Raw genomic sequence first — 21,715 nt, forward strand, 5'->3', positions numbered from 1 at the left:
GCTGGTCTCTTTCCTCGCCGGGGCCGGCCCCGCCCCCCGGGCTTGGGGCGGGGGGCGGGCCGCGGGGGGGGCGGGCGGGGGGGGGGGGGGGGGGGGGGGGGGGGGGCCGCCCCCCCCCCCACGTCATTCCTGTGCGACCGGCGAGTCGACCGATGTCGCGCACACCATGCGGCGCCCGTAGCCGACGGTCCGCTCGGGCCCGGTGAGACGCAGCCGCACGGTGTGCTTGACGTCGGCCACGTCGCTCGATGTGGCGAAGCGCAGCTCCAGATCGCCCGGCTCGACGATCCTGCGCCCGCCCGTTCCGGTGAAGGAGACGAGGTCCGGGTGGAATCGGAAGCTGACCTTCCGGGACTCCCCCGCGGCGAGCGGCACCCGGGCGTACCCGATCAGCCGGGCCTCGGGCCGTGTGGTCTGGGCAACCGGATCGTGGACGTAGAGCTGGACCACCTCGACCCCGTCCCGGCCCCCGCTGTTACGGACGGTGACCGCGAGGTCGGTCTCGCCGTCGGTGGGAAGCTCGGCCGGCACGTCCGCACCGGCCTCCCAGTCGAACGAGGTGTACGAGAGCCCGTGGCCGAAGGGATAGAGCGGCGTCGGGTCCAGATTGCTGACCCCGTTGGCCCGGCCGAGGGGCGGCTGCAGATACGTCCACGGCTGGCCGCCGGGGCCGTCGGGCACGCTCACCGGCAGCCGTCCCGAGGGGTTGACCCGCCCCGAGAGCACACCGGCGAGCGCGGGGCCGCCCTCCTCGCCGGGGAAGAACGCCTGCACGCAGCCGGCCAGCCGGTCCGCCCGGCCGCCGAGCGCGTACGTCCGTCCCGTCAGCAGCACCAGGACGACCGGGGTGCCGGTCGCCAGCAGCGCGTCCAGGAGCTCACCCTGGAGACCGGGCAGCGCCAGGTCGGCGACGTCACAGCCCTCGCCCGATGTACCGCGGCCGAACAGCCCGGCCCGGTCGCCGAGCACGGCCACACAGACGTCGGCGCCGGCCGCCAGCGCGGTGGCCTCCTCGACCCCTGAGGTGTCGGTGCCGTCCACCTCGCAGCCCTGGGCGTAGTCGATGCCCACGCCGGGGAACTCCTCGCGGAGGGCCTCCAGCACCGTCGGCACGTCGATCCCCATGGGCGACTCGGGGTGCTGGACCCCGACATGGCTGGGGAAGGAGTAGCAGCCGAGCATGGCCAGCGGGTCGTCCGCGCGTGGCCCCACGACCGCGATCCGCCCGGTGCCCTTCAGCGGGAGCGCCCCACCGGGGTTGGCCAGCAGGACGCAGGACTGCTCGGCGAGCAGCGCGGCCAGGGCCCGGTTGCCCGGCGGGTCGAGGTCCACCGTGCCGCGGGCCCGTTCCGGATCCACCCCGTCGAGCGCGGCGGGCAGGGTCTGCCGGTCCGGATCGAGCAGGCCGAGCTCGCACTTCTGCAGCAGGACCCTGCGCAGGGCGCGGTCCACCAGCTCCTCGGCCACGAGTCCTTCGCGCACCGCGGCGACCAGCACGTCACCGTAGCTGCGCACGGTGGGCAGCTCCACGTCGACGCCCGCCGTCAGGGCGACGCGGGCGGCGTCGCCGCGGTCGGCTGCGACCTTGTGCAGGGTTTCGAGGAAGCCGATGCCGAAGTAGTCGGCGACGACGGTGCCTTCGAATCCCCAGGTGTCCCTCAGGAGCTCGGTGAGCAGGGCGGGGTCGGCTGCCGCCGGAACCCCGTCGACCTCGGCGTACGAGTGCATCACCGAGCGGGCGCCGCCGTCGCGGAGCGCCATCTCGAACGGCGGCAGGATCACATCGGCCATCTCCCGGGCGCCTGCCCTGACCGGGGAGAGGTTGCGGGCGCCGGCCGACGCGGAGTAGCCCGCGAAGTGCTTGAGCGTGGCGACGATCCCGGTGGACTCCAGGCCCCGGACATACGCGGTACCGATGGTCGCGACCAGGTAGGGGTCCTCGCCGATGGTCTCCTCCACCCGGCCCCAGCGCAGGTCCCGCACGACGTCCATGACCGGGCCGAGGCCCTGATGGACACCGACCGAGCGCATGTCGCCGCCGATCCGCCGGGCCATCTCGGCGACCAGCTCGGGGTCCCAGGCGGCGCCCCAGGCCAGCGGCACCGGGTAGGCCGTGGCGCCCCAGGCGGTGAAACCGGCCAGGCACTCCTCGTGGGCGAGCGCCGGGATGCCGAATCTGTTCGCCTCGACGATCCTGGCCTGAGCGGTCGCCAGCGAGACGGCGCCGACGCCCGGGTCGACCGGGGCGGTGCCGAACGGCCGGGTGAGCTGGCCGAGTCCGCGGGTGGTGATGTCCTCGAAGTCGACGGGGTCGACCATGTCGTTCTGATGCGGTGCGACTCCGTCGCCCTCCGAGTCGGCGCCCACCCAGATTCCGTACAGCTGGGCGGACTTCTCCTCCAGCGTCATCCGGGACGCCAGGTCGGCCACCCTCACCTCGGGGCTGAGCGAAGGGTCGCGCCACGGGCCGTCGACAACGGGGGGCGGTTCGGTCTGACGGGCCTGCGGGACGGGGTGGATCGCCATGACGGCAGGGGTTCCTCTCATGAGTGCGGTGGTCCGGGCGGCGTCGGTGTACTACTTGCCGCCCACCCCCATCAGTCCGTTGATCAGCGCCCGCCGGGCCACGAGGTACACGGCGAAGATGGGTATGACGGAGAGGACGATCGCTGCCAGGACCGCGGGGATGTTCACTCCGAACTGGCTCTGGAAGTTGAACAGCCCCAGCGTCAGTACACGTTGCTCCTCCGACTGGGTCAGGATCAGCGGGAAGAGGAAGCCGTTCCACGCCTGCAGGGCGGAGAAGATCGCCACGGTGCTGATCCCGGCCCTGGACAGCGGAACCGCCAGCTGCCAGAGCATGCGTATGGGCGAGGCTCCGTCGAGGGCCATCGCCTCGTACATCTCCTCGGAGACGTCACGCATCGTGCCGCTGAGCACGAGGACCGCGACGGGCATCGCGAACGCCGCGGTGGGCAGGATGATCGCCCACAGGGTGTCGTACAGACCCATCTTGCCGATCATCAGATACAGGGGCACGATCACCGCCTGCGCCGGGATCGCGACACCGAGCAGGAAGGTCCTGAAGGCGAGCGACGAGAGGCGGCTGCGGGTGCGCACCGCCACGTACGCCACCGGTACGGAGAACACCAGCACGAGGGCGACCGTGGCCACCGCGACGACCGCGGTGTTGACGATCAGCGAGAGGAACCCGCTGTCCAGCACGAAGCGGTAGTTGTCGAGCGTGGGCTCCGTGGGGATCGCAAGCGGGTCGCCGTTCAGCGCCTGGTCCTGGTGCATCAGTGACGCGGAGACCAGCGTGTAGAGCGGCACCATGACGATGACGAGCCAGATCAGCGAGCCGATGCCGGCCACGGGGTTGCCGAGCCTGCGCCTGGCCGGACGGCCGCGACGCGGCGGGGTGGGGGTCACGCGCTGCTGCGGCGCGGCGGGGCGGGTGTCGATCGACATCTCGTCACATACCTTCCCGGGTGGACCGCATGGACCCGAAGCCACTGAGCCGGACCATGATCAGCGAGATACTGGTGGCCACGACGACGAGCGCCGTGGCGATGGCCGCCGCGTAGCCCAGGTCGTACGTCTGGAAACCGGTCCGGTACATCAGGTAGGGCAGGATCGTGGTGTCCGTGCCGGGGCCGCCCTTGGTCATGATGAGCACGGTGTCGAAGTAGGTCAGCGAGCCGACGATCATGAGGACCGACGAGGTCGTGATCGTGTGGCGCAGCTGCGGCAGGGTGATGTGGAAGAACTGCCGCACCATGCCCGCGCCGTCGATGGAGGCGGCCTGGTAGAGGACCTCCGGGATCTGCCGGGCGCCGCCCTGGTAGATCAGGGTGTGGAAGGGCATGAACTGCCAGCCGCCGACGAACGCCACCACGAGCAGTGCGCCGGTGGACGAGCCCATCACGTTGGGATCGATGCCGAGCCAGGGCCCGATCGTCTGGATCACACCGAAGTTGGGGTCCAGCAGGGCACGGAAGAGCATCGAGATCGCGGTGGTGGAGAGCAGCAGCGGGATGAAGAAGATCGCGGACAGGAAGGCGCGGCTGCGCTGGCGGCCCGCGGCCCAGACACCCAGCAGCAGGGCCACCGGGGTCTGGAAGGCCCAGCTGATCGTGGTGAGCAGAAGGCTCAGCCACGCGGCCTGGCCGAATTCGGAGTCCTTGAGGAGCCTGGTCCAGTTGTCCAGGCCGGTCAGGGTGGGGGAGCCGAGCCCGTCCCATTCGCAGAAGGAGAGATAGAGGGCGATCATCAGGGGGATGATCGCGAAGACGGCGAAGAAGAGGATGCCGGGGACGGCCCAGGCGACCGGCGGGCGGCCGACGTTACCGACGGCCGCCTTCCCGTCTCCGCGCCTCTTTCCGTCTCCGCGACTCTTCACGACCGGAGTGTGGTGGGACATCGTTACTTTTCGGCCTTCATCGATTCGACGAACTGCTCAGGGGTCGACTTGCCGGCGAACAGCTTGCTGATCTCCGTGAGCAGTGGCTCGGCGTACTTGGACTCGAGTGCCTGGTCCCACGAGAGGGTGAAGCTCGGGGCCTTCTCCACCATTTCGTACTGGTCGGTGGCGAACTTGGGGTTGGGGGAACCACTCAGCATCGAGGCCGCGTTGGACGTGGTCGGGACGTCACCGTTGTCTACGAGCGCCTGGGCGTACTCCTTCGACGCCATCGTCTTCAGGAAGGCGATCGCGGTGTCCTTGTGCTTGGTCCTGGCGTTGATGGACCAGTAGTTGGTGGGGTTGCCCACGATGTTCGCCGGGTCACCGACCCCGCCCGCCACCGTCGGGAACGTGGTCCAGCCCAGGTCCTTCTCGGCGAATTCGCGGGCCTTGCCCAGCTGCGTCGAGTATTCCCACGAACCCATGAGGTGCATGGCGGCCTTGCCCTTGCTGAGCAGGGTGGGCGCCGCTCCGCTGCCGTAGTCCACGGAGTTGAAGTTCTTGCCGAAGGCGCCGTCGTCGATCAGCTGCTTGACGGTCCGGGCCGCCTTGAGCACCGCCGGGTCGCCCCAGCCCTCGGGGTCACCGTCCTGCATCTTCTGGAATACCTCGGGGCCGCCGATCCGGTCGAGCAGGTACTCCATCCACATCAGCTCGGGCCACTTCTCGGCGCCGCCCAGCGCGAAGGGGGTGATGCCCGCGGCCTTGAAGGTCTTGATGGCGGCCTGGAGGTCCTCCCAGGTCTTCGGCGGCTCCACGTCGTGCTCGGCGAAGAGGGTCTTGTTGTAGAAGAGCATCACGGGCTGCATGCCGCGCATGGGCACCCCGTAGACCTTCCCTTCGAGGCTGCCGGCCGTCATGATCGACGGAATGAAGCCGTCCTTGAGCGTCGCGTCGTTCTTGATCGTCGACGTCAGGTCGACCAGGCCCTTGGAGTCGACGTACGGCTTGATGGATCCGCCGCCCCAGTTGTAGAAGACGTCCGGGGCGTTGGGCGAACCCATGGCGCTGCGCAGCTTGTTCACGTAGTCGCTGCCGGGAACGGGAACCAGCTTGACCTTGACCTTGGAGGTCTTGTTGAACTTCTTGACCGCCGCTTCCTGGACCTTGACCGCGTCGTCCCCGTAGACGTAGGCGGTGATGGTCCCGCTGTCGCTCCCGCCGCCACCGGAACCGCAGCCGGCCAGCAGACCGGTCATGACCATCGCCGCGCCCGCCGCGGCCCATCTCGTCGAACGTGTGCCCTGAGTGAATATCCCCGACCGCATGACCGCACCCTCTGTCGAATGTTTCGGCGTGCCTATCGAATGTTGCCGGAACCGTACGGTCGTGTTTCTGGCCCGTCAAGAGGTCAGGAGGAAGGATTTACGAACCTTGCCCGGACGGGAGTCCGGGTCCACGAGGGAGCTACGATTCGTGCATGAGCCCCGCAAAGGTCCAGCCCCAACAGGAGAAGGCGCCCGTCGACGAGTCGTCGGAGAGCACCGCCACGCTGGCGGAGATCGCCCGAGCGGCCGGAGTTTCGGCTCCGACAGTTTCGAAAGTGCTGAACGGGCGTGCCGACGTCGCCCCCGGTACGCGTACCAAGGTGGAGGAGCTGCTGCTGCAGCACGGCTACCGCCGCAGGCGCGGCGCCTCCCAGCAGTCCCGGCTCATCGACCTGGTCTTCCACGAGCTGGACAGCGCCTGGGCGATGGAGGTCGTCCGGGGCGTCGAGAACGTCGCCAGGGGCGAGGGCCTGAGTCTCGTCCTCTCGGAGAGCGCGGGCCGGCTCACCCCGGGCCAGACCTGGGTGGACGGCGTACTGGCCCGTCGCCCGGCCGGCGTGATCCTGGTGCTCTCGGACCTCGACGCGGCGCAGCGCGCCCAGTTGACCAGCCGGTCCATCCCGTTCGTCGTCGTCGATCCGGCGGGTGACCCGGGTGACGACATCCCGTCGGTCGGTGCCGCCAACTGGCAGGGCGGCCTTGCCGCCACCCGCCATCTGACGGGTCTTGGCCACCGCCGGATCGGCGTCATCGGGGGACCCGCGCGCATGATGTGCAGCCGCGCGCGGCTCGACGGCTACCGGGCTGCCCTGGAGACCTCCGGGATCCCGATGGACCAGGGGCTCGTCCGGGAGGGCGAGTTCAACCACGAGGGCGGCTACACGGCCGCCCTGGAGCTGCTGCGGCTGCCGGAACCCCCCACGGCCATCTTCGCCGGGGACGACCTTCAGGCACTCGGTGTCTACGAGGCGGCGCGGGAGCTGGGGCTGCGGATCCCGGAGGACCTCAGCGTGGTCGGCTTCGACGACCTGCCGCTCACCCGCTGGATCGGCCCGCCGCTCACCACGGTGCGCCAGCCGCTCATAGAGATGGCAGAGACCGCGGCCCGCCTGGTTCTCGACCTGGGCAGGGGCAAACAGCCCGCGACCACCCGCGTCGACCTGGCAACGAGCCTGGTGGTCCGCAGCAGCACGGCCCCACCGGCACGTTGAGGCGGCACACCATGAGTCCCCGGCTGTTCACGGAGCGCTTGGAGCTGGCCCCCTACGCACCGGCCGACGAGGAGGAGTTCGTCGCGCTGTTCCAGGACGAACGCGTCTCCCGCTGGATGGGCGACGGCCCCTCCAGTCCGGCCGAGGACCGCGCTCTGTTCGGGCGGATCTTCACCAAGGTGTACGCGCGGGAGCTGTTCGACGTGTGGGCGGTACGTTTCCGCGCGGCCCCGGAGATCGTCGGTCACGCGGAGATCAAACCCACGCCGGAGTCCGGTGGCCACGAGATCATCTACGCGCTCGCTCCGGCGGCCTGGGGGCAGGGCCTCGGCACGGAACTCGCCACGGCCCTCGTCGGCTACGGGTTCGGCCCGCTCGGCCTGCGGGACGTGCACGCCACGGTCGCCGCCGAGAACCACGCCTCGTCGGCACTCCTGCGTCGCGTCGGCTTCCGGCAGGTGCGGGACATCGAGGAGGCCGACGGGAGCACCACCCACCTGCTGACACGGATGCGCGGACCGGCCGACGGGTAGGGCAGGAGCGGCCGACAGGCCTCGGCACCGAGCGCTGTCGCTCAACCGGCCGCCCGGCCTACGGGGGAACGGGTAGGTGGCAGGGGCGGGTCCGTGGAGGGTCGGGGCGGCAGTAGAGTGCGGCCCGTGGCAGCACGACCGTTGAAAGAAATCGTCGAGCCGGGATGGGCGCAAGCTCTTGAGCCGGTGGCCGAACGCATCGCCGCCATGGGCGACTTCCTGAGGGAGGAGATCGCCGCCGGGCGCACCTACCTGCCCTCGGGGCCCCATGTCCTGCGGGCGTTCCAGCAGCCGTTCGATGACGTACGCGTCCTGATCGTGGGGCAGGATCCCTACCCGACGCCGGGGCACGCGATCGGCCTGAGCTTCGCCGTGGCGCCGGACGTCGGTCCACTGCCGGGCAGCCTGGAGAACATCTTCCGGGAGCTGCACGCGGATCTGGGCCTTCCACGGCCCTCCAACGGCGATCTGACACCCTGGACCCGGCAGGGGGTGCTCCTGCTCAACAGGGCGCTCACCACGGCCCCCAGGCGCCCCGCAGCGCATCGGGGCAAGGGCTGGGAAGAGGTCACCGAGCAGGCCATCCGCGCGCTGGCGGCCCGGGGGACGCCGCTGGTATCGGTGCTGTGGGGGCGTGACGCGCGCAATGCGCGTCCCCTGCTGCGCGATTACCCCGCGATCGAGTCCTCGCACCCCTCCCCCATGTCCGCGGACCGCGGCTTCTTCGGCTCGCGCCCCTTCAGCCGGGTCAACGACCTGCTCCAGCGCCAGGGGGCGCAGCCGGTCGACTGGCGACTGCCGTGACGAGCGCCCCCGACCCGCCCTTCGTCGTCGGCGTCGACTCGGGCGGGTCGGGGCTGCGTGTGGCGCTGGGGACGGTGGACGCGGTCCGCCCGGTGCGCACCACCGTCTGCGCCGAGCCGGTGCGGACAGGGGCGGACGGTATCGACGCCGGGCACCTTCTGGAGCAGCTGCTGCCCGCCGTACGCGGACTGCTGGAGCAGGCGGGCCGGCCCGGAGCAGGTGTGGCCACCGCGGTGGTCGGGGCGGCGGGAATGGCGACGCTCGGCGACCAGCTGCGGGCGCGGCTGCCGGGCGCCCTGGCGGACGCGCTGGGGGTGCGGCGGATCGCCCTGGCGGCGGACGCGGTGACCGCGTACGCCGGAGCGCTGGGGCAGCGTCCTGGAGCGGTCGTCGCGGGCGGCACCGGCATGATCGCGCTGGGCACCGATCTCACGTCGTGGCGCAGGGCCGACGGCTGGGGGCATCTGCTGGGCGACAGCGGCGGGGGCGCCTGGATCGGCCGCGCGGGGCTGGACGCGGCGATGCGGGCCCACGACGGCCGGCGCGGCGGGTCGCCCGCGCTGCTGGCGCGGTCGGAGGCGGCCTTCGGACCGGCCACCGGCCTTCCCGGCCTGCTCTATCCGCGTACGGACCGTCCCGCGCTGCTCGCCTCGTTCGCCCCGGAGGTCGGGGCCTGCGCAGGCGAGGACGAGGTCGCCGCGGGGATCCTGCGGGAGGCCGCGGCACACATCGCCGGAGCGGCGGCCGCGGTGTGCCCCCGCCCCGCCGGCCCGGAACCCGCCGGCTCGGACCCTGTCGCCTCGGACCCCGCCGGCTTCCGCCCCGGTGACTGCGAAGTCGCGCTGACCGGTGGGCTGTTCCGCATGGGCGAGCCTCTGCTCGGGCCGCTGCGCGGCGAGCTGGCCCGGCAGATTCCGCAGGCACGGGTGGTCCCCGCGCAGGGCGATCCGCTGCACGGCGCGCTGGAGATCGCCCGCGCGCTCGCCGGACCGGGCCTTCGGCTGCCGCCCCACCCGTCGCTCCTGTTCGTACCGGGAGTAACGTAGGCGATTCGGCCGATCACCTGTCCGGACAGAGCAGGTCAGTTGCCCGCTTTGCCGCTCAACAGACATATACGGACAGATAACGCCTGACGCCCCCCTCCCCGAACAGAGGGGCACCCAAAACCAGTAGCATGCGGCGCCATGAGCACCCCCACTGGGCCCGCTTCCGGCCTGCCTGTACGAATGCCGCGACCTCGCCAGTCCGGACGGCACCGCCGCCCGGAGCCCGTGGTCGCACCTGAGGGCGCTGCCGCGCTCGTTCTTGCCCTTCCCGGTACCCCTTCCCCGGCCTCGCGCAGCCTGGCCGAGGAAGTGATCAGCATCGCCCGTTCCGAGCTGCCCGGTCTGAACGCACAGATCGGCTACCTCGACGGCGACGACGCCGAATATCCCACCCTCGTCTCCGTACTCACCCACGCCGCCGCCGAGCGCACCGCGCGCTACGAGCAGGCCACCGCCGCGGGCCGTGAGGTCGCCGAGCCCTCCGGCCCGTCCGCCGTCGTGGTGCCGCTGCTGGCGGGCCCGGACAGCGCCCTCATCGGGCGCATACGGCAGGCCGTCGTGGACAGCGGTACGCAGACGGAACTGACCGACGTGCTGGGTCCGCACCCGCTGCTCGCCGAAGCGCTGCACGTACGTCTCTCGGAGGCCGGTCTGGCACGCGCCGACCGCGCGAGGCTGTTCACCGTGGCGACCGCGGCCGACGGCATCGTGCTGGCCACTGTGGGCGGCGAGGAGGCCGTGCAGGCCGCCGGGATCACCGGCATGCTGCTGGCCGCCCGTCTCGCCGTACCGGTGATGGCCGCGGCCCTGGACGTGGACGGTTCGGTCGCCTCGATCGCGGCGCAGCTGCAGAACTCCGGTTCCGAGCAACTCGCGCTCGCGCCGTACCTGGTGGGCCCGGAGATCGACGCCGCGCTGCTGGAGGCCGCCGCGAAGGAGGCCGGCTGCTCGACCGCCGAGCCCCTCGGCGCCTACCCGGCGATCGGCAAGCTGGTGCTCTCCCTGTACGCGACGACGCTGGGGATCACCCCGGCGACCCCGCAGGGCGCCCAGGCGCACTGATCCGCCGCGCTCCCGGCGCCCGGTCCGGGTGCCGGGAGCGGGCAGTCGTCAGGCGAAGACCACGCAGGAGGCGGCGGGAACGTCGAGGGAGCCCGCGTGTGCCGGGATTCCCGTCTCCGCGTCCAGGGCGAACCAGCTGACGTTCCCGGAGTGCTCGTTCGCGGCGTACAGCCACTGCCCGGTGGGGTCGAGGGTGAGATCCCGGGGCCACCGCCCGCCGCAGCCCACGGCCGCCGCCAGGACCGGCTTCTCGGCCGTCTCGTCGAGCGTGAGGACGGAGATGCTGTCGTGACCGCGGTTGGCTGTCCACAGGAACCTGCCGTCGCGGGAGACGACCAGCTCCGACGGGTACGTACGCACGGCGGTGTCCTCGGCGGGGTCGTGCGGCAGGACCTGCGTCTCCCCCAGCGGTTCGAGCCGGCCCCCGGCAGCGTCCCACCGGCACACGGTGACCGTCGGCTCCAGCTCGTTCAGGACGTACGCGTGTCCCCCGGACGGGTGAAAGGCGAGATGGCGCGGTCCGGTCCCCGGCCGTAGCGCCGTCTCGCTGTGCAGCCGCAGAGAGCCGGTGGCGGTGTCGAGGGCGCAGACACGTACGGAATCCGTGCCGAGGTCCACGCTCAGCACCCAGTTTCCCGAGGGGTCGGCCAGCACCTGGTGCGCGTGCGGGCCCGACTGGCGGCCCGCGTCGGGACCGCTGCCCTCGTGCCGCAGGACCCCGGTCGCGGGCCCGAGCGAGCCGTCGTCCTGGACGGGCAGCGCGGTGACGCTGCCCGACCCGTAGTTGGCCGTCAGGAGATGACCGGCGGCGAGGGCCAGATGGGTGGGGCTGCTCCCCTCCACCGTCCGCACCTCGCCGATCAGTCGCGGCGTGCCGTCCTCGTCGACGGCGAATGCCGCGGCGGCGCCCTCGGAGGTCTCACTGACCGCGTACAGCACGGGTTCCCCCGTCCCGGGAGCGCTGCCGGTCACGAGGAAGGACGGGTCGGTCACGGCGTCCGTGGAGGCCAGTACGGACGGCGCCCCGGTGTCCCGGTCGACGGCGACAACACTGATCCCCCGGCCGCCCGCCGAGGTGAACGACCCTATGAATGCCCGCTTTGCGTGGTCGTCGCCCATCGCGCTACCCCTCTTCACGTCCGTCACGATCTTCCCGGCCGACGGTAGCAGGCGGCGCATTTTGGTCCGGTCCGATTCACCCGGCCCCGGAGTGGGGCGTCAGACGCCGATCAGCGGAGCGCGCGGGGAGCTGTGCAGGGGTGCGGCGAGATCTGCGAGTGCCCTCTCCAGGGTGTGCAGATGCGCCAGCGCGGGCTCGGCGGCGCCCTCGTGCTGCGTACCTCCGGCGATGGCCGCCGCGGTACGGCGGCGCGCCCGTACCGGTGCCGTCAGGGCCTCGACCGAGGCCTCCACGCGCCAGCAGGCGGCGGCCAGACGGGCGTCGTGGGACGCCTCCGGGTCCGCCGCGACGGACGCCAGTCCCCGCACCTCGCGGGCGCAGACATCGAGCAGCGCGAGCACCCGCCCGGCTCGCGCCTTGCGCGCGCGGAACGGACTGAGCGGATGGACGAGCGGGCCGAGCGTCAGCCGCACCCGCCCGAGGATCGCCTCCAGTTCGGCGGCGCGCCGGTGCGGGTCGGCGGCCTCGCTCCCGGCGAGTCGGGCGGCGGCCTCCGCCGTGCAGGTGTGCACGCACCGCAGCGCGCGCTCCACCCACGCCTCGGTCACCGCGTGCGTGGTCACCGGCAGCACGAACAGCACCGCCAGTACGGCGCCGAGCGCCCCGACAGCCGTCTCGGTCACCCGGAGCACGAGCAGATGCGCGTCCAGCACGCCGAGCAGCCCGTAGAGCATGCTCGCCATCACGGTCACGGCCAGCATCATCCAGGTGTAGGAGACGGCGGCGGTGTAGAAGATCCCGAACACGCTGACGGCCACGACCACGGCGGCCACGACCGGCTCATGGTGCAGCGGTACGGCCACGGCGAAGCCGAGCCCGATCCCGAGCACCGTCCCCAGCAACCGTCTGAACCCGCGCACCACCGTCTCACCCCGCGAGGTCGTGGCCACGAACACCCACCAGGTGGCGCCGACCGCCCAGTACCAGCGCTGGTCGGAGAGCACCTGCCCCGCCGCGAGCGCGAAGCCGGCCCCGGCCGTCGCCTGCACGGCCTGCCGCGTCGTGATCCGTCCGAGCCCCGACGCCCCGGCGGGGAGAGCGAGTGCCAGGGGTGCCCCGAGCCGCCGCTCGTAGCACCACAGCCCGAACCGCACGACCGACGACGCTGCGAGCGAGAGCAGCACGGCCGCGTACAGCTCGGGCAGGCCACCGGGCTCCGTGTGCAGGAACTGGGCGGAGAAGTAGGCCATGAAGCCGAACACGCCCAGCGAGTGCCCGCGCGGTCCCCACCGCCGCGCGTACACCCCCGCCCCCACGACGGCGAGGAAGGCCAGGTCACGGGCGACGGGCACATCGTGCAGCACGGCGGCGAGCGTGAGCACCGGGAGACCGACGACGGGGAGAAGAGCGGTCGTGACCGCCTGCCCACGCACCGTCGGGTCGGCCACCGTGAACAGGGCGAGCAGCGCGGCCAGGCCACCGGCGACGGCAGCCGCCGGCGAGTGCCCGACCGCTCCGCACAGCGCGACGGCGAGCCCGATGCCGAGCACGGCCCGGGAGGCGAACCGCAACCGCAGCCGCCCCGGATCCGGTGCCACGAACGCCCTCTTCAGCAAGTCGCCCTGCCCCTTTCACACATCGACCGGCGCGGGAACAAGCGCGGACACGAGAAAGGCGCCGCAGAGATCCCGGGGGACCCGCAGCGCCATTGACAGGACTATTGCAGCATCCGGGGTGCTGGTGGTTCAACCGAAGCCTTATCCACTGAGCCATTGGCCCACCCGGGCCTCCCGCGGTCCGGCCGCGCCGGAGCCAACGGCCCAGCTCCCAGGGGAGCCGACAGCTCGGCAGTCACGGCTCCCGGTGCAGCGTCGGTGCGGGCAGGCGGGTGAGTGCGCTCCGGTACTCGGTGACGATGCGCGCCACGACGTCGGCCGCGGGAAGCACCGAATCGACGAGACCCGCCGACTGCCCTGCTTCGACCTTGCCGTCATGGACGCGGCCGTGCAGGGCGGCGTCCTTGAGACTGGCGCCCTGGAACTCCTTGCGGCGTACGTCGAGCGTGGCTGCTGATTCCTCCAGGCGTCGCATGCGCTCGGTGAAGTCGTTCCCGACGGCGCGTATGAGGCCGAGCCCGTGCCCGACCGTGCGGGTGTCCTCCACACCTGCCGCGAGGACCGCGGCCTTGTAATCCGGGTGCACGGTCGCTTCCCGGGTGGCGAGGAACCGGGTGCCGAACTGGGCGGCGCCCGCGCCCAGGGCCAGCATCGCGGCCAGTCCCGCGCCGTCCGCGATCCCGCCGGACGCGATCACGGGTATCCCCGGAACGGCCGAGACCACGGCACGGACGAGAACCTGTGTGGTCACCATGGTGGGTGGCGGATGTCCACCTGCCTCCGCTCCGACGACGACCAGTCCGTCGACGCCCGCGTCGGCCGCCTTCCGCGCGTGTTCGGCACCGGCCACGACATGCAGGCAGACGGTGCCCACGTCACGAAAACGCTCCAGGTAGCGGCGCGGTCCGCCCTGGGAGGCGATCAGTACCGGAGGCCGTCGTGAGAGGAGCAGATCGATGACCCCGTCCGCGTCGGCCCGGTGGAGCGGCAGGTTGACACCCCAAGGAAGATCGGTGCCCGCCGCCGTCTCGTCGAGCACCCGGGCGAGGTCGTCCGGGCGCATGGGGCCGGCCGCGACGACTCCGAGGCCGCCGGAGCGGCTGACCGCCAGAGGGAGCGCCGAGCTCGACGAGGCCCATGACATGCCCGCCTGGATGACAGGCAGACGGGTCCCGAGCAGACGGGTGACCGGAGTGGGAATGGTGATCATGCCGGCACCTCATGTTCCCCTCGACCGAGCAGCGCACGCGCGTGGGCTGCGACGCGGTTCTTCTGGACCTTGGAACTGGCGGTCATGCCGATGCCTTCGAACCCGTCGACGATCCGCAGATGGCGTGGCACCTTGAAACCCGCCATACGCGTACGGGCCCAGGCCATCAGCTCGTCCTCCGTGGTCCCCTTTTCGGTGAGGACCACGAAGGCGAAGGGCACCTCCACCAGCCGCTCGTCGGGTACCCCGACCACGACGGCCTGCCGGACGCTCGGATGGCGGTGCAGCGTGTCCTCCACGTCCGCCGGTGCGACGTTCTCACCGCCGACCCGGATGATGTCCTTCGTGCGTCCCACGAAGTGCAGCCGGCCGTTGGCGTCGAGCGCGCCGACGTCACCGGTGGCCAGCCAGCCCTCCGGGTCGATGGCTGCCGCTGTCGCCTCCGGAGCGTCGAGGTAGCCCCGCATGACGTTCCATCCGCGCACCAGGATCGAGCCGGCCTCGTCCGGGTCACAGTCCCGGGTCCCGTCCGCCGACCGGATGCGGACCTCGACGCCGGGTTCCACCAGCATCGCGCCGGAAGCCCTTACCTGTTCGTCCTCCCACCAACAGGACTGGGCGACATTGGGGGACCCTTCGGAGAGCCCGTATCCGGCGACGCACTCGCGGGCCCCCAGCTCGTCGATCACCCTGCGGATGACGGTCGCCGAGGCCGCGACCCATGCTCCCCGCAGGTGGAGGGTGCGGTGCGCGAGGCCGGGGTGGTTGAGCAGCATCAGGGCGATCGTGTCGTTGCCGGAGAAGTGGGTGCAGCGCTCGCTCTCCAGCAGCCGGAGCGCTTCCTCCGCCTCGAATTTCGGCATCGTCACCAGTGTGGTGGCGTGCTGGACGGATGCCAGGACGGACAGCGTGCTGCCGGCGACGTGGAAGAACGGCCGGGCGCTGTGGAAGCGGTCCCCGGTGCGCAGACCGAGGCGGGCGCCGGAGAAGAACGCGTCGGCGCACATACTGCGCTGGGTGAGCAGAACGCCCTTGGGCCGGGAGGTCGTGCCCGAGGTGTACTGGACGAGCATGAGGTCGTCGGGGGTTCCGGTCGCCGCTGTCTCCTCCCCTGCGGCGTCCAGGAAGTCGGGCCACGCCGTCGCCCAGCCGGGTACGTCATCGCCACACACCACGACCCTCCTCAGTTCGGGCAGGCCGGGGCAGGAGGGCGTACCGTCCACGCCGATGCCGAGGTCGCGCAGGACGGCGCAGAAGTCGACGCGGAGCACCCGGTCGGCGACGAACAGCGTGGAGACCTTCGCGTGTTCCAGGGTGTGGCCCACTTCGTCGGCGGTGTACCGGGTGTTCACGGGTACGGTCACGGCTCCGACCGATCCGAGGGCGATGAACAGGGCGACCCATCGGGGTCCGTTGCCGAGGCAGAGACCGACGCGGTCGCCTCGGCCGATGCCCGCCGCGGCGAGCGCGGCCCTGATCCTGACGACCTCGGCGGCGAGTTCTCCGTACGTGATCCGTTCCTCGGCGGTCACCACGGCCTCCACATCGGGGGCCAGCAGCGCTGCCCTCTCCAGTGCCTCGTGGGCGGTCAGCGGACATGCCGTCCTGAGGTTCATCGCTCCTCCACGTCGTTGGTACCGGACTTTCCGGAGCGGTCCGCGAACCGGTCGACGCCGTCTCGCCAGCCACCGTCGGACAGGCACTGCTCGACGGCCGCCATCTCGATCCTGATGCCGCGGTCGAGGTCTGTCTCACCGCCGAGGTCGACGGCTCGTTTGGTCAGCGCCATGGCGAGAGCAGGGGCTTTCGCGATCGTGCCCGCGATGTCGGCACCGGTCCCGGCCAGCAGGTCATCGGGGACCAGTCGGGAGACGATTCCGAGGTCGAGCGCCTCGGCGGAGCCCATGGGCCGGCCGGTGAAGAGGAGCTCCTTCGCCCGGCGTTTACCGATGGCCCGCTGGAGGCGCTGAGTGGCTCCGACCGTTCCCCAGTGCGGCTCGGGGAAGCGGAACGTGGTGCTCTCGGCACCGACGGCGAAGTCGGCGGCGAGGGTGATCTCACCACCGGAGCCGACCACAGCGCCGTGCACGAGTGCGACCACCGGGTGACGGCACTGCTCGATGGCCTCGTAGGCGGCGAACGAGGCGAGGCGCCTTCGGCGGACCCATGAGGCGTCGCGGCCCGCCCGCTCCTTGAGGTCGGCTCCGGCGCAGAACGCGGGACCGCGCGCGGACAGGAGCACCACGCGGATCCCGTCATCGGCGTCGATCTCCTCGAAGACGTCCCGTATCTCCCGGCACATCGAGAGGTCGACGGCGTTGCGGGCGTGCGGCCGGGCCAGTTCGACGTGGGCCGTGCCGTCGGTGACCGTACACATCACCCGGGGCTCGTCGGGGCCGCTCGGCTGTTCCTGCCCGTTCATCTCAGATCACCCCCGCGGCCCGCAGGCCCTCGATCTCGCTGTCGCCGAGCTCGGCGAACTCCGTGAGCACGGTGTCGGTGTCGGCGCCCAGCAGCGGCGGAGAGCCGACGGGCGCAGGTTGTCCACCGGTCTCCCTCAGAGGGGTGCGAAGGGCCCGGAAGGTGCCTTCGGTGGGGTGCTCGAACTGGGTGACGACGCCCCGCGCCTGTGTGTGCTGATCGGCCAGGGCCTCGCGGACGCCGCGGACCTCGCCGGCGGGGATGTCGGCGACGCGCAGCTCCTTGAGCAAGGGCTCGCGGTCCCGTCCGGCCACGGCGGCGCGCAGCTCCGTCATCACACGGTCGCGCTGGACGACGCGCCCCTTGTTGTGCCGCAGGGCCGGGTCGGCGCCGAGTTCGGCGAGACCGAGCACGGAGCACAGGGACGCCCAGTGCTGGTCGCTGCCGCTGATGTGCAGCCAGCCGCCGTCGGCGGCCTGGAAGGCGGCGGACGGGACGCGTCCCGGGTGTTCGGTTCCGGTGCGTCCGGGATCTTCGTCCAGGGCGAACAGCCGGGCGGCGTTGAGTGCGTGCAGACTGAGCTGGACGTCCATCATCGAGATGTCGAAGTGGCGCCCGTGGCCTGTCACGCCGCGGCCGGCGAGACCTGTGAGAGCGGCGATGACGACCCAGAGCCCGGACGTCATGTCCGCCACCGGGACCCCGGTCTTGCTCGGTGGTCCGTCGGCCTGCCCGGTCATCGCCATGACACCGGACAGCGCCTGGAAGACCGTGTCGTAGCCCTTGCGCAGGCGGTCGGGACCGCTCTGGCCGAAACCGGTGGCTGAGACGTACACGAGCTCCGGGTTCAGGGCGGAGAGCTCCTCGTACCCGAGTCCCAGCCGGGTCATGGCGCCGGGCAGGAAGTTCTCCACGACGACGTCGGCGCGGGCGGCCAGCCGGCGGGCGACCTCCTGACCGCGCGGGTTCTTGAGGTCCAGAGTGATCGAACGCTTGCCGCGGTTGAACGCGAAGAAGTAGGCGCTTTCTCCCTGCGGCAGGCGTGGCTCGAAGCCGCGGGTCTCGTCTCCACCGCCCGGTCGTTCGACCTTGATGACGGTGGCTCCCAGCTCGGCGAGGATCTGGGTGGCCATCGGGGCGGCGAGCACGCGTGAGAAATCGAGGACCGTGATGCCGGCGAGGGGGCCCGGCGCGGTGGGGGTGTTCACCGGCGGAACCCCCGCATCAGCGCGTTGACGTCCTGCCCGGCCCGCATCGCCGCCTCGGTGGGCAGGTCCGCGACACGGTAGAACAGGTCCTTGGCCGCGCGAAGGGCGCGGGGTTCCACCGCGGCCCATCGCTCCGCGATCACGAGCGCTTCGTCGACGACCCTGTCCGGTTCCACGACACGGTTGGCCAGACCGTGTTCCAGGACCTCTGTGGCGGAGAGCAGCCGCCCTGTACTGATCAGCTCGAAAGCGAGCTTACGGCTCAGCTGGCGCTGGATCCCTGCCATGACCAGCGCGGGAACGATGGAGTGCCGCAGTTCCGGGTATCCGAACTTCAGGTCCGTGCCGACGACGGTCATGTCGGCGGCGATGGCGAGGCCGGCACCGCCGCCCACCGCCGCGCCACGGACCGCGGAGACGACCGGAGTCCCCATCCGCTGCATGCGAGTCTGCAGACCCGCGGTGAGGGCCGCCCTCTCCAGGACCGCGTCCGGCTCGTCGGGGGTCAGGGAAGGGAATTCCGACAGGTCAGCGCCCGAGCAGAAGGCACGGCCCGCGCCGGTGAGAACGACGGCGCGGACCCGGCTGTCGTCCTCCGCCCGGGTGAGCGCCGTACTCAGGGCCCGGGTGAGCGCCGTGTCGAGGGCGTTGAGCTTGTCGGGGCGGTTGAGAGTGATGACACGGACAGGGCCCCGGTCCTCGACGCGCAGCACATCGGATCCCGGCATCTGCGCGTCGGTCGGCTGCCCGCTGGTCGTGACGGTCACGAAAGGTTCTCCTCGGTCGGGCGATGGGTGGGGTCAGGCGGCGGAGTGCGCGAAACCCGCGCGGGCCACCATGCTGTGCAGGGGGCGGCCCAACGCCTTCTCACAGGCCAGGGACGCGGAGGCGAGCGCGTCCAGGTCTATTCCGGTATCGACGCCCATGGCTTCGAACAGGCTCACCAGATCCTCGGTGCAGACGTTGCCGGTGAGGCCGGCTCCGTAGCCGATCTTCGACGGATGGCCGCCCACGCCGCCCAGGGCGCTGTCGAAGTGCCGGCAGCCGGACTCCAGGGCGGCGACCGCGTTCGCGACAGCCGTTCCGCGGGTGTTGTGGAAGTGGGCGACGACGGCCAGGCCGGGGTGGGTTCGCTCCAGCCGGCTGAACAGACCGGCGACGGCCGCGGGGGTCGCGACACCGGTGGTGTCCCCCAAGGTGACGGCGTCCGCGCCCAGGTCGGCGAAGCGGGCGACGTCGTCCGCCACACGCCCCGGGTCGACCTGCCCCTCGAAGGGGCAGCCGAAGGCGACGGAAACGACTCCGATCAGCCGGAAACGGCCGCCTGCCAGGCGGACCATGCTCTCGACCCGTTCCCACTGCTGCGCCCGGGAAGTGCGCAGGTTCTTCTCCGTGTGACTCTCACTGGCCGACACCAGCAGACTGAGTTCCTCGGCGCCCGCGCCCCGGTCGTGGTCGGCCAGGGCGCGCTCGACGGCTCGCGGGTTGGGGCACGTCGCCTTGTACGCGACACCGGGGCGGTGGACGACGCCCCCCAGGACCTCGCTCGCGTCGGCGAACGCGGGAACCCATCGTGGATGGCTGTAGCTGGTCGCCTCGATGCGCCGGAAGCCCGCGTCGGCGAACCCTTCCAGCAGGGAGATCTTGGTTTCGGTCGACACGAACGTGGGTTCGTGTTGCAGCCCGTCCCGGGCGAAGCATTCACAGATGGTGACCTTGTCGGTCATCGAGCCACCTCCTCAGGCTGACCCGACCAGAACTACCCCCCAGGTGTTGAACTTGTCAACAGTCACTCTCGCTCCAGGGACTCCCGCTCCAGCTGCTCGAGGGAGAGGGCGAGGTCGGCCAGCTTCTCCAGCGCGCGCCCCAGGGCCCGCGCCTCATCGTCGGAGAGGAGGGCCGAGAAGGCCGCGTCCCGCTCGTTCGCCGCCCCGATCAGCCCCCGGTACACCTCGACCCCGGACTCCGTGAGGGCCAGCTGACGGCTCCGCCCCGCCCCCTCGGTACGATTCACCAGCCCACGCTCGACCAGGCCGCGCACGACTCGGCTCATCTGGGCCTTGTCCAGCCCGGCCCGGCGGGCCAAGCGGTTGAGCGTCAGCGTCGGATCGGCGCCGATGAGCGCGATGGTGCGCCACTCACCGAGACTGACGTCGAACTCGCGGCGATAGCGCAGCGCCGCGCTGCGGGACAGGGCCGACGACGTACGCGACAGCCGATAGGACAGCAGATCAGAGATCGGCACCAGGTCTCGACCATCCTCGCGATTCACCATGGGCGGCATGGTATCCCTGACACGGGTGTTGACTTTATCAACTTAGGAGGCAGAAACTCGCAGCGCCCGCCACCTTTGGCGACACCCACCGGCAAAGGAGCCGTACGCCGTGGCCGATCCGTCCGTATCCACCGAGACACATACCGCAGTCGACGCGTCCGAGGTCGACCGAACCGCGACATACCGCACCATCGCCAGGCGCGTCATGCCGCTTCTGATCATCTGTTACATCGTCAGCTTCATCGATCGCACCAACATCGGTATCGCCCAGCAGGGCCTGGAACGGGACCTCGGCTTCGGCTCAACCGTCTACGGCCTGGGCGTGACCCTCTTCTTCGTCGGCTTCATCCTCTTCGAGGTCCCGAGCAGCGCACTGCTGGCACGCCTCGGGGCGCGCAAGACGCTGGTACGCATCATGGCCTCCTGGGGTGTCGTCACCGTCGCCACCTCCCTGGTCCACAACGAAGTCACCTTCTACATCGCCAGATTCCTCCTCGGCGTCGCGGAGGCCGGCTTCTTCCCGGGCGCGCTCTTCTTCCTTTCGCGCTGGTTCCCCTCCGCGCGCCGTACCCGCATGACGGCGCTGTTCTTCGCCGGTGTGCCCGTTTCCGGCATCCTCGGCTCCCTCATGTCCGGCGCCATCATGAAGGCCTTCGACGGCAGCGACGGCTTCGCCGACTGGCAGTGGCTGTTCGTCATCGAGGGGATTCCCCCCATCCTGCTCGCCGGCGCCGTCCTGCTCTGGCTGGTCGACGAACCCGAGCAGGCACGCTGGCTGACGCCGGTGCAGCGTGCGGCCGTCCGGGCTGATCTCGACGCGGACCAGAAGCGCAAGGCCGCACAGCAGGTCTCCGGCGGGGGACGCGGTGGCCTGTTCATCGCCCTGCGGGACCCCAAGGTGTGGATCATCGGCCTCTGCGCCTGCGGCGCCTACACACTCGCCAACGCGGTGTCCTTCTGGACGCCGCGCATCATCGCCGAAGCGGGCGTCGGAGACGTTCTCGACCTGGGTCTCTTCTCAGCTCTGCCACCCCTGCTGGGCATCGTGGTCATGCTGATCGTGGGGCGCCACTCCGACCGGACCCTGGAACGCCGTTGGCACGCGGCCCTCAGCTGGACCGTCGCCGCGGTGACCATGGTGGCACTCTCGGTCTCCGGGGGCGACGTGTTCGTGGTGGTCCTGCTCCTGGCCATCCTGGCCGCGGCCCACTACTCCGGCCTGACCGTCTTCTACTCCATCCCGTCCATTTACCTCGGCGAACGCGCGGCGGCCACAGGGATCGCCCTTGTCACCTCCATGGGCTCGTTCGCGGCAGCCGCCTCTCCCTCTCTGCTCGGATTCATCCAGGAAAGCACCGGGAGCCTCGCTCTCGGCCTGCAGATCAGCGCCGGCATCGTGTTGCTTGCCGTCGCGCTGCTGCTCGTCGGCGTCAAGGCGAGCGACCTGCACGAACAGCGCCCGTCGTGAGCCGGCCC

Annotated in this window: 19 protein-coding genes; 6 read left to right on the forward strand and 13 right to left on the reverse strand. The window is 71.2% G+C overall.

Annotated elements, in window-relative coordinates:
- Nucleotides 1-123: 123 nt before the first annotated feature.
- From AB0C75_RS19935 to AB0C75_RS19950, 4 genes are read right to left on the reverse strand one after another with little or no spacing between them, the layout of a single operon-like run.
- Complete coding sequence (locus tag AB0C75_RS19935; RefSeq protein ID WP_362892539.1) at nt 124-2,526, reverse strand: glycoside hydrolase family 3 N-terminal domain-containing protein; 2,403 nt, start codon at nt 2,524-2,526, stop codon at nt 124-126.
- A 51-nt stretch (nt 2,527-2,577) separates the two neighbouring features.
- Complete coding sequence (locus tag AB0C75_RS19940; RefSeq protein ID WP_362892541.1) at nt 2,578-3,471, reverse strand: carbohydrate ABC transporter permease; 894 nt, start codon at nt 3,469-3,471, stop codon at nt 2,578-2,580.
- A gap of 4 nt (nt 3,472-3,475) precedes the next feature.
- Complete coding sequence (locus AB0C75_RS19945) at nt 3,476-4,402, reverse strand: sugar ABC transporter permease (protein WP_362892543.1); 927 nt, start codon at nt 4,400-4,402, stop codon at nt 3,476-3,478.
- 23 nt (nt 4,403-4,425) lie between these two features.
- Entirely contained in the window at nt 4,426-5,670 is a 1,245-nt protein-coding gene (locus AB0C75_RS19950) for an extracellular solute-binding protein (protein WP_362892816.1), read from the reverse strand.
- A 215-nt stretch (nt 5,671-5,885) separates the two neighbouring features.
- Between AB0C75_RS19950 and AB0C75_RS19955 the strand changes: the two genes are divergently transcribed.
- From AB0C75_RS19955 to AB0C75_RS19975, 5 genes are all read left to right on the forward strand, one after another.
- Entirely contained in the window at nt 5,886-6,944 is a 1,059-nt protein-coding gene (locus tag AB0C75_RS19955) for a LacI family DNA-binding transcriptional regulator (protein ID WP_362892545.1), read from the forward strand.
- Between the two features lie 11 nt (nt 6,945-6,955).
- Entirely contained in the window at nt 6,956-7,477 is a 522-nt protein-coding gene (locus tag AB0C75_RS19960; protein WP_362892547.1) for a GNAT family N-acetyltransferase, read from the forward strand.
- A gap of 126 nt (nt 7,478-7,603) precedes the next feature.
- The gene (locus AB0C75_RS19965) at nt 7,604-8,281 is read left to right on the forward strand and encodes a uracil-DNA glycosylase (RefSeq protein ID WP_362892549.1); all 678 of its coding nucleotides are present in this window, start codon (nt 7,604-7,606) and stop codon (nt 8,279-8,281) included.
- Nucleotides 8,278-9,327 carry a BadF/BadG/BcrA/BcrD ATPase family protein gene (locus tag AB0C75_RS19970; protein WP_362892551.1) on the forward strand — a complete coding sequence of 350 codons (1,050 nt, stop codon included), beginning with the start codon at nt 8,278-8,280 and terminating at the stop codon, nt 9,325-9,327. Before AB0C75_RS19965 ends, AB0C75_RS19970 begins: the two co-directional genes overlap by 4 nt.
- 138 nt (nt 9,328-9,465) lie before the next feature.
- On the forward strand, nt 9,466-10,389 hold the full coding sequence (locus tag AB0C75_RS19975) for a hypothetical protein (protein WP_362892553.1): 924 nt from the start codon (nt 9,466-9,468) through the stop codon (nt 10,387-10,389).
- Between the two features lie 48 nt (nt 10,390-10,437).
- On the opposite strand, the gene AB0C75_RS19980 is transcribed toward AB0C75_RS19975, so the two are convergent.
- The 9 genes from AB0C75_RS19980 to AB0C75_RS20020 form a co-directional block, all read right to left on the reverse strand.
- The gene (locus tag AB0C75_RS19980; RefSeq protein WP_362892818.1) at nt 10,438-11,508 is read right to left on the reverse strand and encodes a lactonase family protein; all 1,071 of its coding nucleotides are present in this window, start codon (nt 11,506-11,508) and stop codon (nt 10,438-10,440) included.
- 99 nt (nt 11,509-11,607) lie between these two features.
- Nucleotides 11,608-13,125: an FUSC family protein gene (locus tag AB0C75_RS19985; protein WP_362892555.1), complete on the reverse strand. Its 1,518-nt coding sequence runs from the start codon at nt 13,123-13,125 to the stop codon at nt 11,608-11,610.
- 235 nt (nt 13,126-13,360) lie between these two features.
- The gene (locus AB0C75_RS19990; RefSeq protein WP_362892557.1) at nt 13,361-14,335 is read right to left on the reverse strand and encodes a nitronate monooxygenase; all 975 of its coding nucleotides are present in this window, start codon (nt 14,333-14,335) and stop codon (nt 13,361-13,363) included.
- Nucleotides 14,332-15,951: an AMP-binding protein gene (locus AB0C75_RS19995; RefSeq protein ID WP_362892559.1), complete on the reverse strand. Its 1,620-nt coding sequence runs from the start codon at nt 15,949-15,951 to the stop codon at nt 14,332-14,334. Before AB0C75_RS19995 ends, AB0C75_RS19990 begins: the two co-directional genes overlap by 4 nt.
- On the reverse strand, nt 15,948-16,757 hold the full coding sequence (locus tag AB0C75_RS20000) for an enoyl-CoA hydratase/isomerase family protein (RefSeq protein WP_362892561.1): 810 nt from the start codon (nt 16,755-16,757) through the stop codon (nt 15,948-15,950). The genes AB0C75_RS19995 and AB0C75_RS20000 overlap by 4 nt, the downstream gene beginning before the upstream one ends.
- Before the next feature lies 1 nt (nt 16,758).
- Nucleotides 16,759-17,964, reverse strand: a complete 1,206-nt coding sequence (locus tag AB0C75_RS20005) for a CoA transferase (protein ID WP_362892563.1) — start codon at nt 17,962-17,964, stop codon at nt 16,759-16,761.
- On the reverse strand, nt 17,961-18,731 hold the full coding sequence (locus AB0C75_RS20010; protein ID WP_362892565.1) for an enoyl-CoA hydratase/isomerase family protein: 771 nt from the start codon (nt 18,729-18,731) through the stop codon (nt 17,961-17,963). The genes AB0C75_RS20005 and AB0C75_RS20010 overlap by 4 nt, the downstream gene beginning before the upstream one ends.
- Before the next feature lie 33 nt (nt 18,732-18,764).
- Nucleotides 18,765-19,691 (reverse strand): hydroxymethylglutaryl-CoA lyase, encoded by a 927-nt coding sequence (locus tag AB0C75_RS20015; protein WP_362892567.1) that lies wholly within the window; start codon nt 19,689-19,691, stop codon nt 18,765-18,767.
- Nucleotides 19,692-19,753: 62 nt separating this feature from the next.
- Nucleotides 19,754-20,239: a MarR family transcriptional regulator gene (locus AB0C75_RS20020; RefSeq protein ID WP_362892569.1), complete on the reverse strand. Its 486-nt coding sequence runs from the start codon at nt 20,237-20,239 to the stop codon at nt 19,754-19,756.
- Nucleotides 20,240-20,348: 109 nt separating this feature from the next.
- Between AB0C75_RS20020 and AB0C75_RS20025 the strand changes: the two genes are divergently transcribed.
- Nucleotides 20,349-21,707, forward strand: a complete 1,359-nt coding sequence (locus AB0C75_RS20025; protein WP_362892571.1) for an MFS transporter — start codon at nt 20,349-20,351, stop codon at nt 21,705-21,707.
- Nucleotides 21,708-21,715 lie beyond the last annotated feature (8 nt).

This window comes from Streptomyces sp. NPDC048565 (assembly GCF_040650935.1).
In the GTDB taxonomy this organism is placed as follows: Bacteria; Actinomycetota; Actinomycetes; order Streptomycetales; family Streptomycetaceae; genus Streptomyces.

What these genes read in the sequence shown, in the direction of transcription:
- AB0C75_RS19960 (WP_362892547.1), top strand. Translation starts at nt 6,956, where the DNA reads ATGAGTCCCCGGCTGTTCACGGAGCGCTTGGAGCTGGCCCCCTACGCA.
- AB0C75_RS19995 (WP_362892559.1), bottom strand. Translation starts at nt 15,951, where the DNA reads ATGAACCTCAGGACGGCATGTCCGCTGACCGCCCACGAGGCACTGGAG.
- AB0C75_RS19935 (WP_362892539.1), bottom strand. Translation starts at nt 2,526, where the DNA reads ATGGCGATCCACCCCGTCCCGCAGGCCCGTCAGACCGAACCGCCCCCC.
- AB0C75_RS19940 (WP_362892541.1), bottom strand. Translation starts at nt 3,471, where the DNA reads ATGTCGATCGACACCCGCCCCGCCGCGCCGCAGCAGCGCGTGACCCCC.
- AB0C75_RS19990 (WP_362892557.1), bottom strand. Translation starts at nt 14,335, where the DNA reads ATGATCACCATTCCCACTCCGGTCACCCGTCTGCTCGGGACCCGTCTG.
- AB0C75_RS19955 (WP_362892545.1), top strand. Translation starts at nt 5,886, where the DNA reads ATGAGCCCCGCAAAGGTCCAGCCCCAACAGGAGAAGGCGCCCGTCGAC.
- AB0C75_RS19950 (WP_362892816.1), bottom strand. Translation starts at nt 5,670, where the DNA reads ATGGTCATGACCGGTCTGCTGGCCGGCTGCGGTTCCGGTGGCGGCGGG.
- AB0C75_RS20020 (WP_362892569.1), bottom strand. Translation starts at nt 20,239, where the DNA reads ATGGTGAATCGCGAGGATGGTCGAGACCTGGTGCCGATCTCTGATCTG.
- AB0C75_RS19980 (WP_362892818.1), bottom strand. Translation starts at nt 11,508, where the DNA reads ATGGGCGACGACCACGCAAAGCGGGCATTCATAGGGTCGTTCACCTCG.
- AB0C75_RS19975 (WP_362892553.1), top strand. Translation starts at nt 9,466, where the DNA reads ATGAGCACCCCCACTGGGCCCGCTTCCGGCCTGCCTGTACGAATGCCG.
- AB0C75_RS20015 (WP_362892567.1), bottom strand. Translation starts at nt 19,691, where the DNA reads ATGACCGACAAGGTCACCATCTGTGAATGCTTCGCCCGGGACGGGCTG.
- AB0C75_RS20000 (WP_362892561.1), bottom strand. Translation starts at nt 16,757, where the DNA reads ATGAACGGGCAGGAACAGCCGAGCGGCCCCGACGAGCCCCGGGTGATG.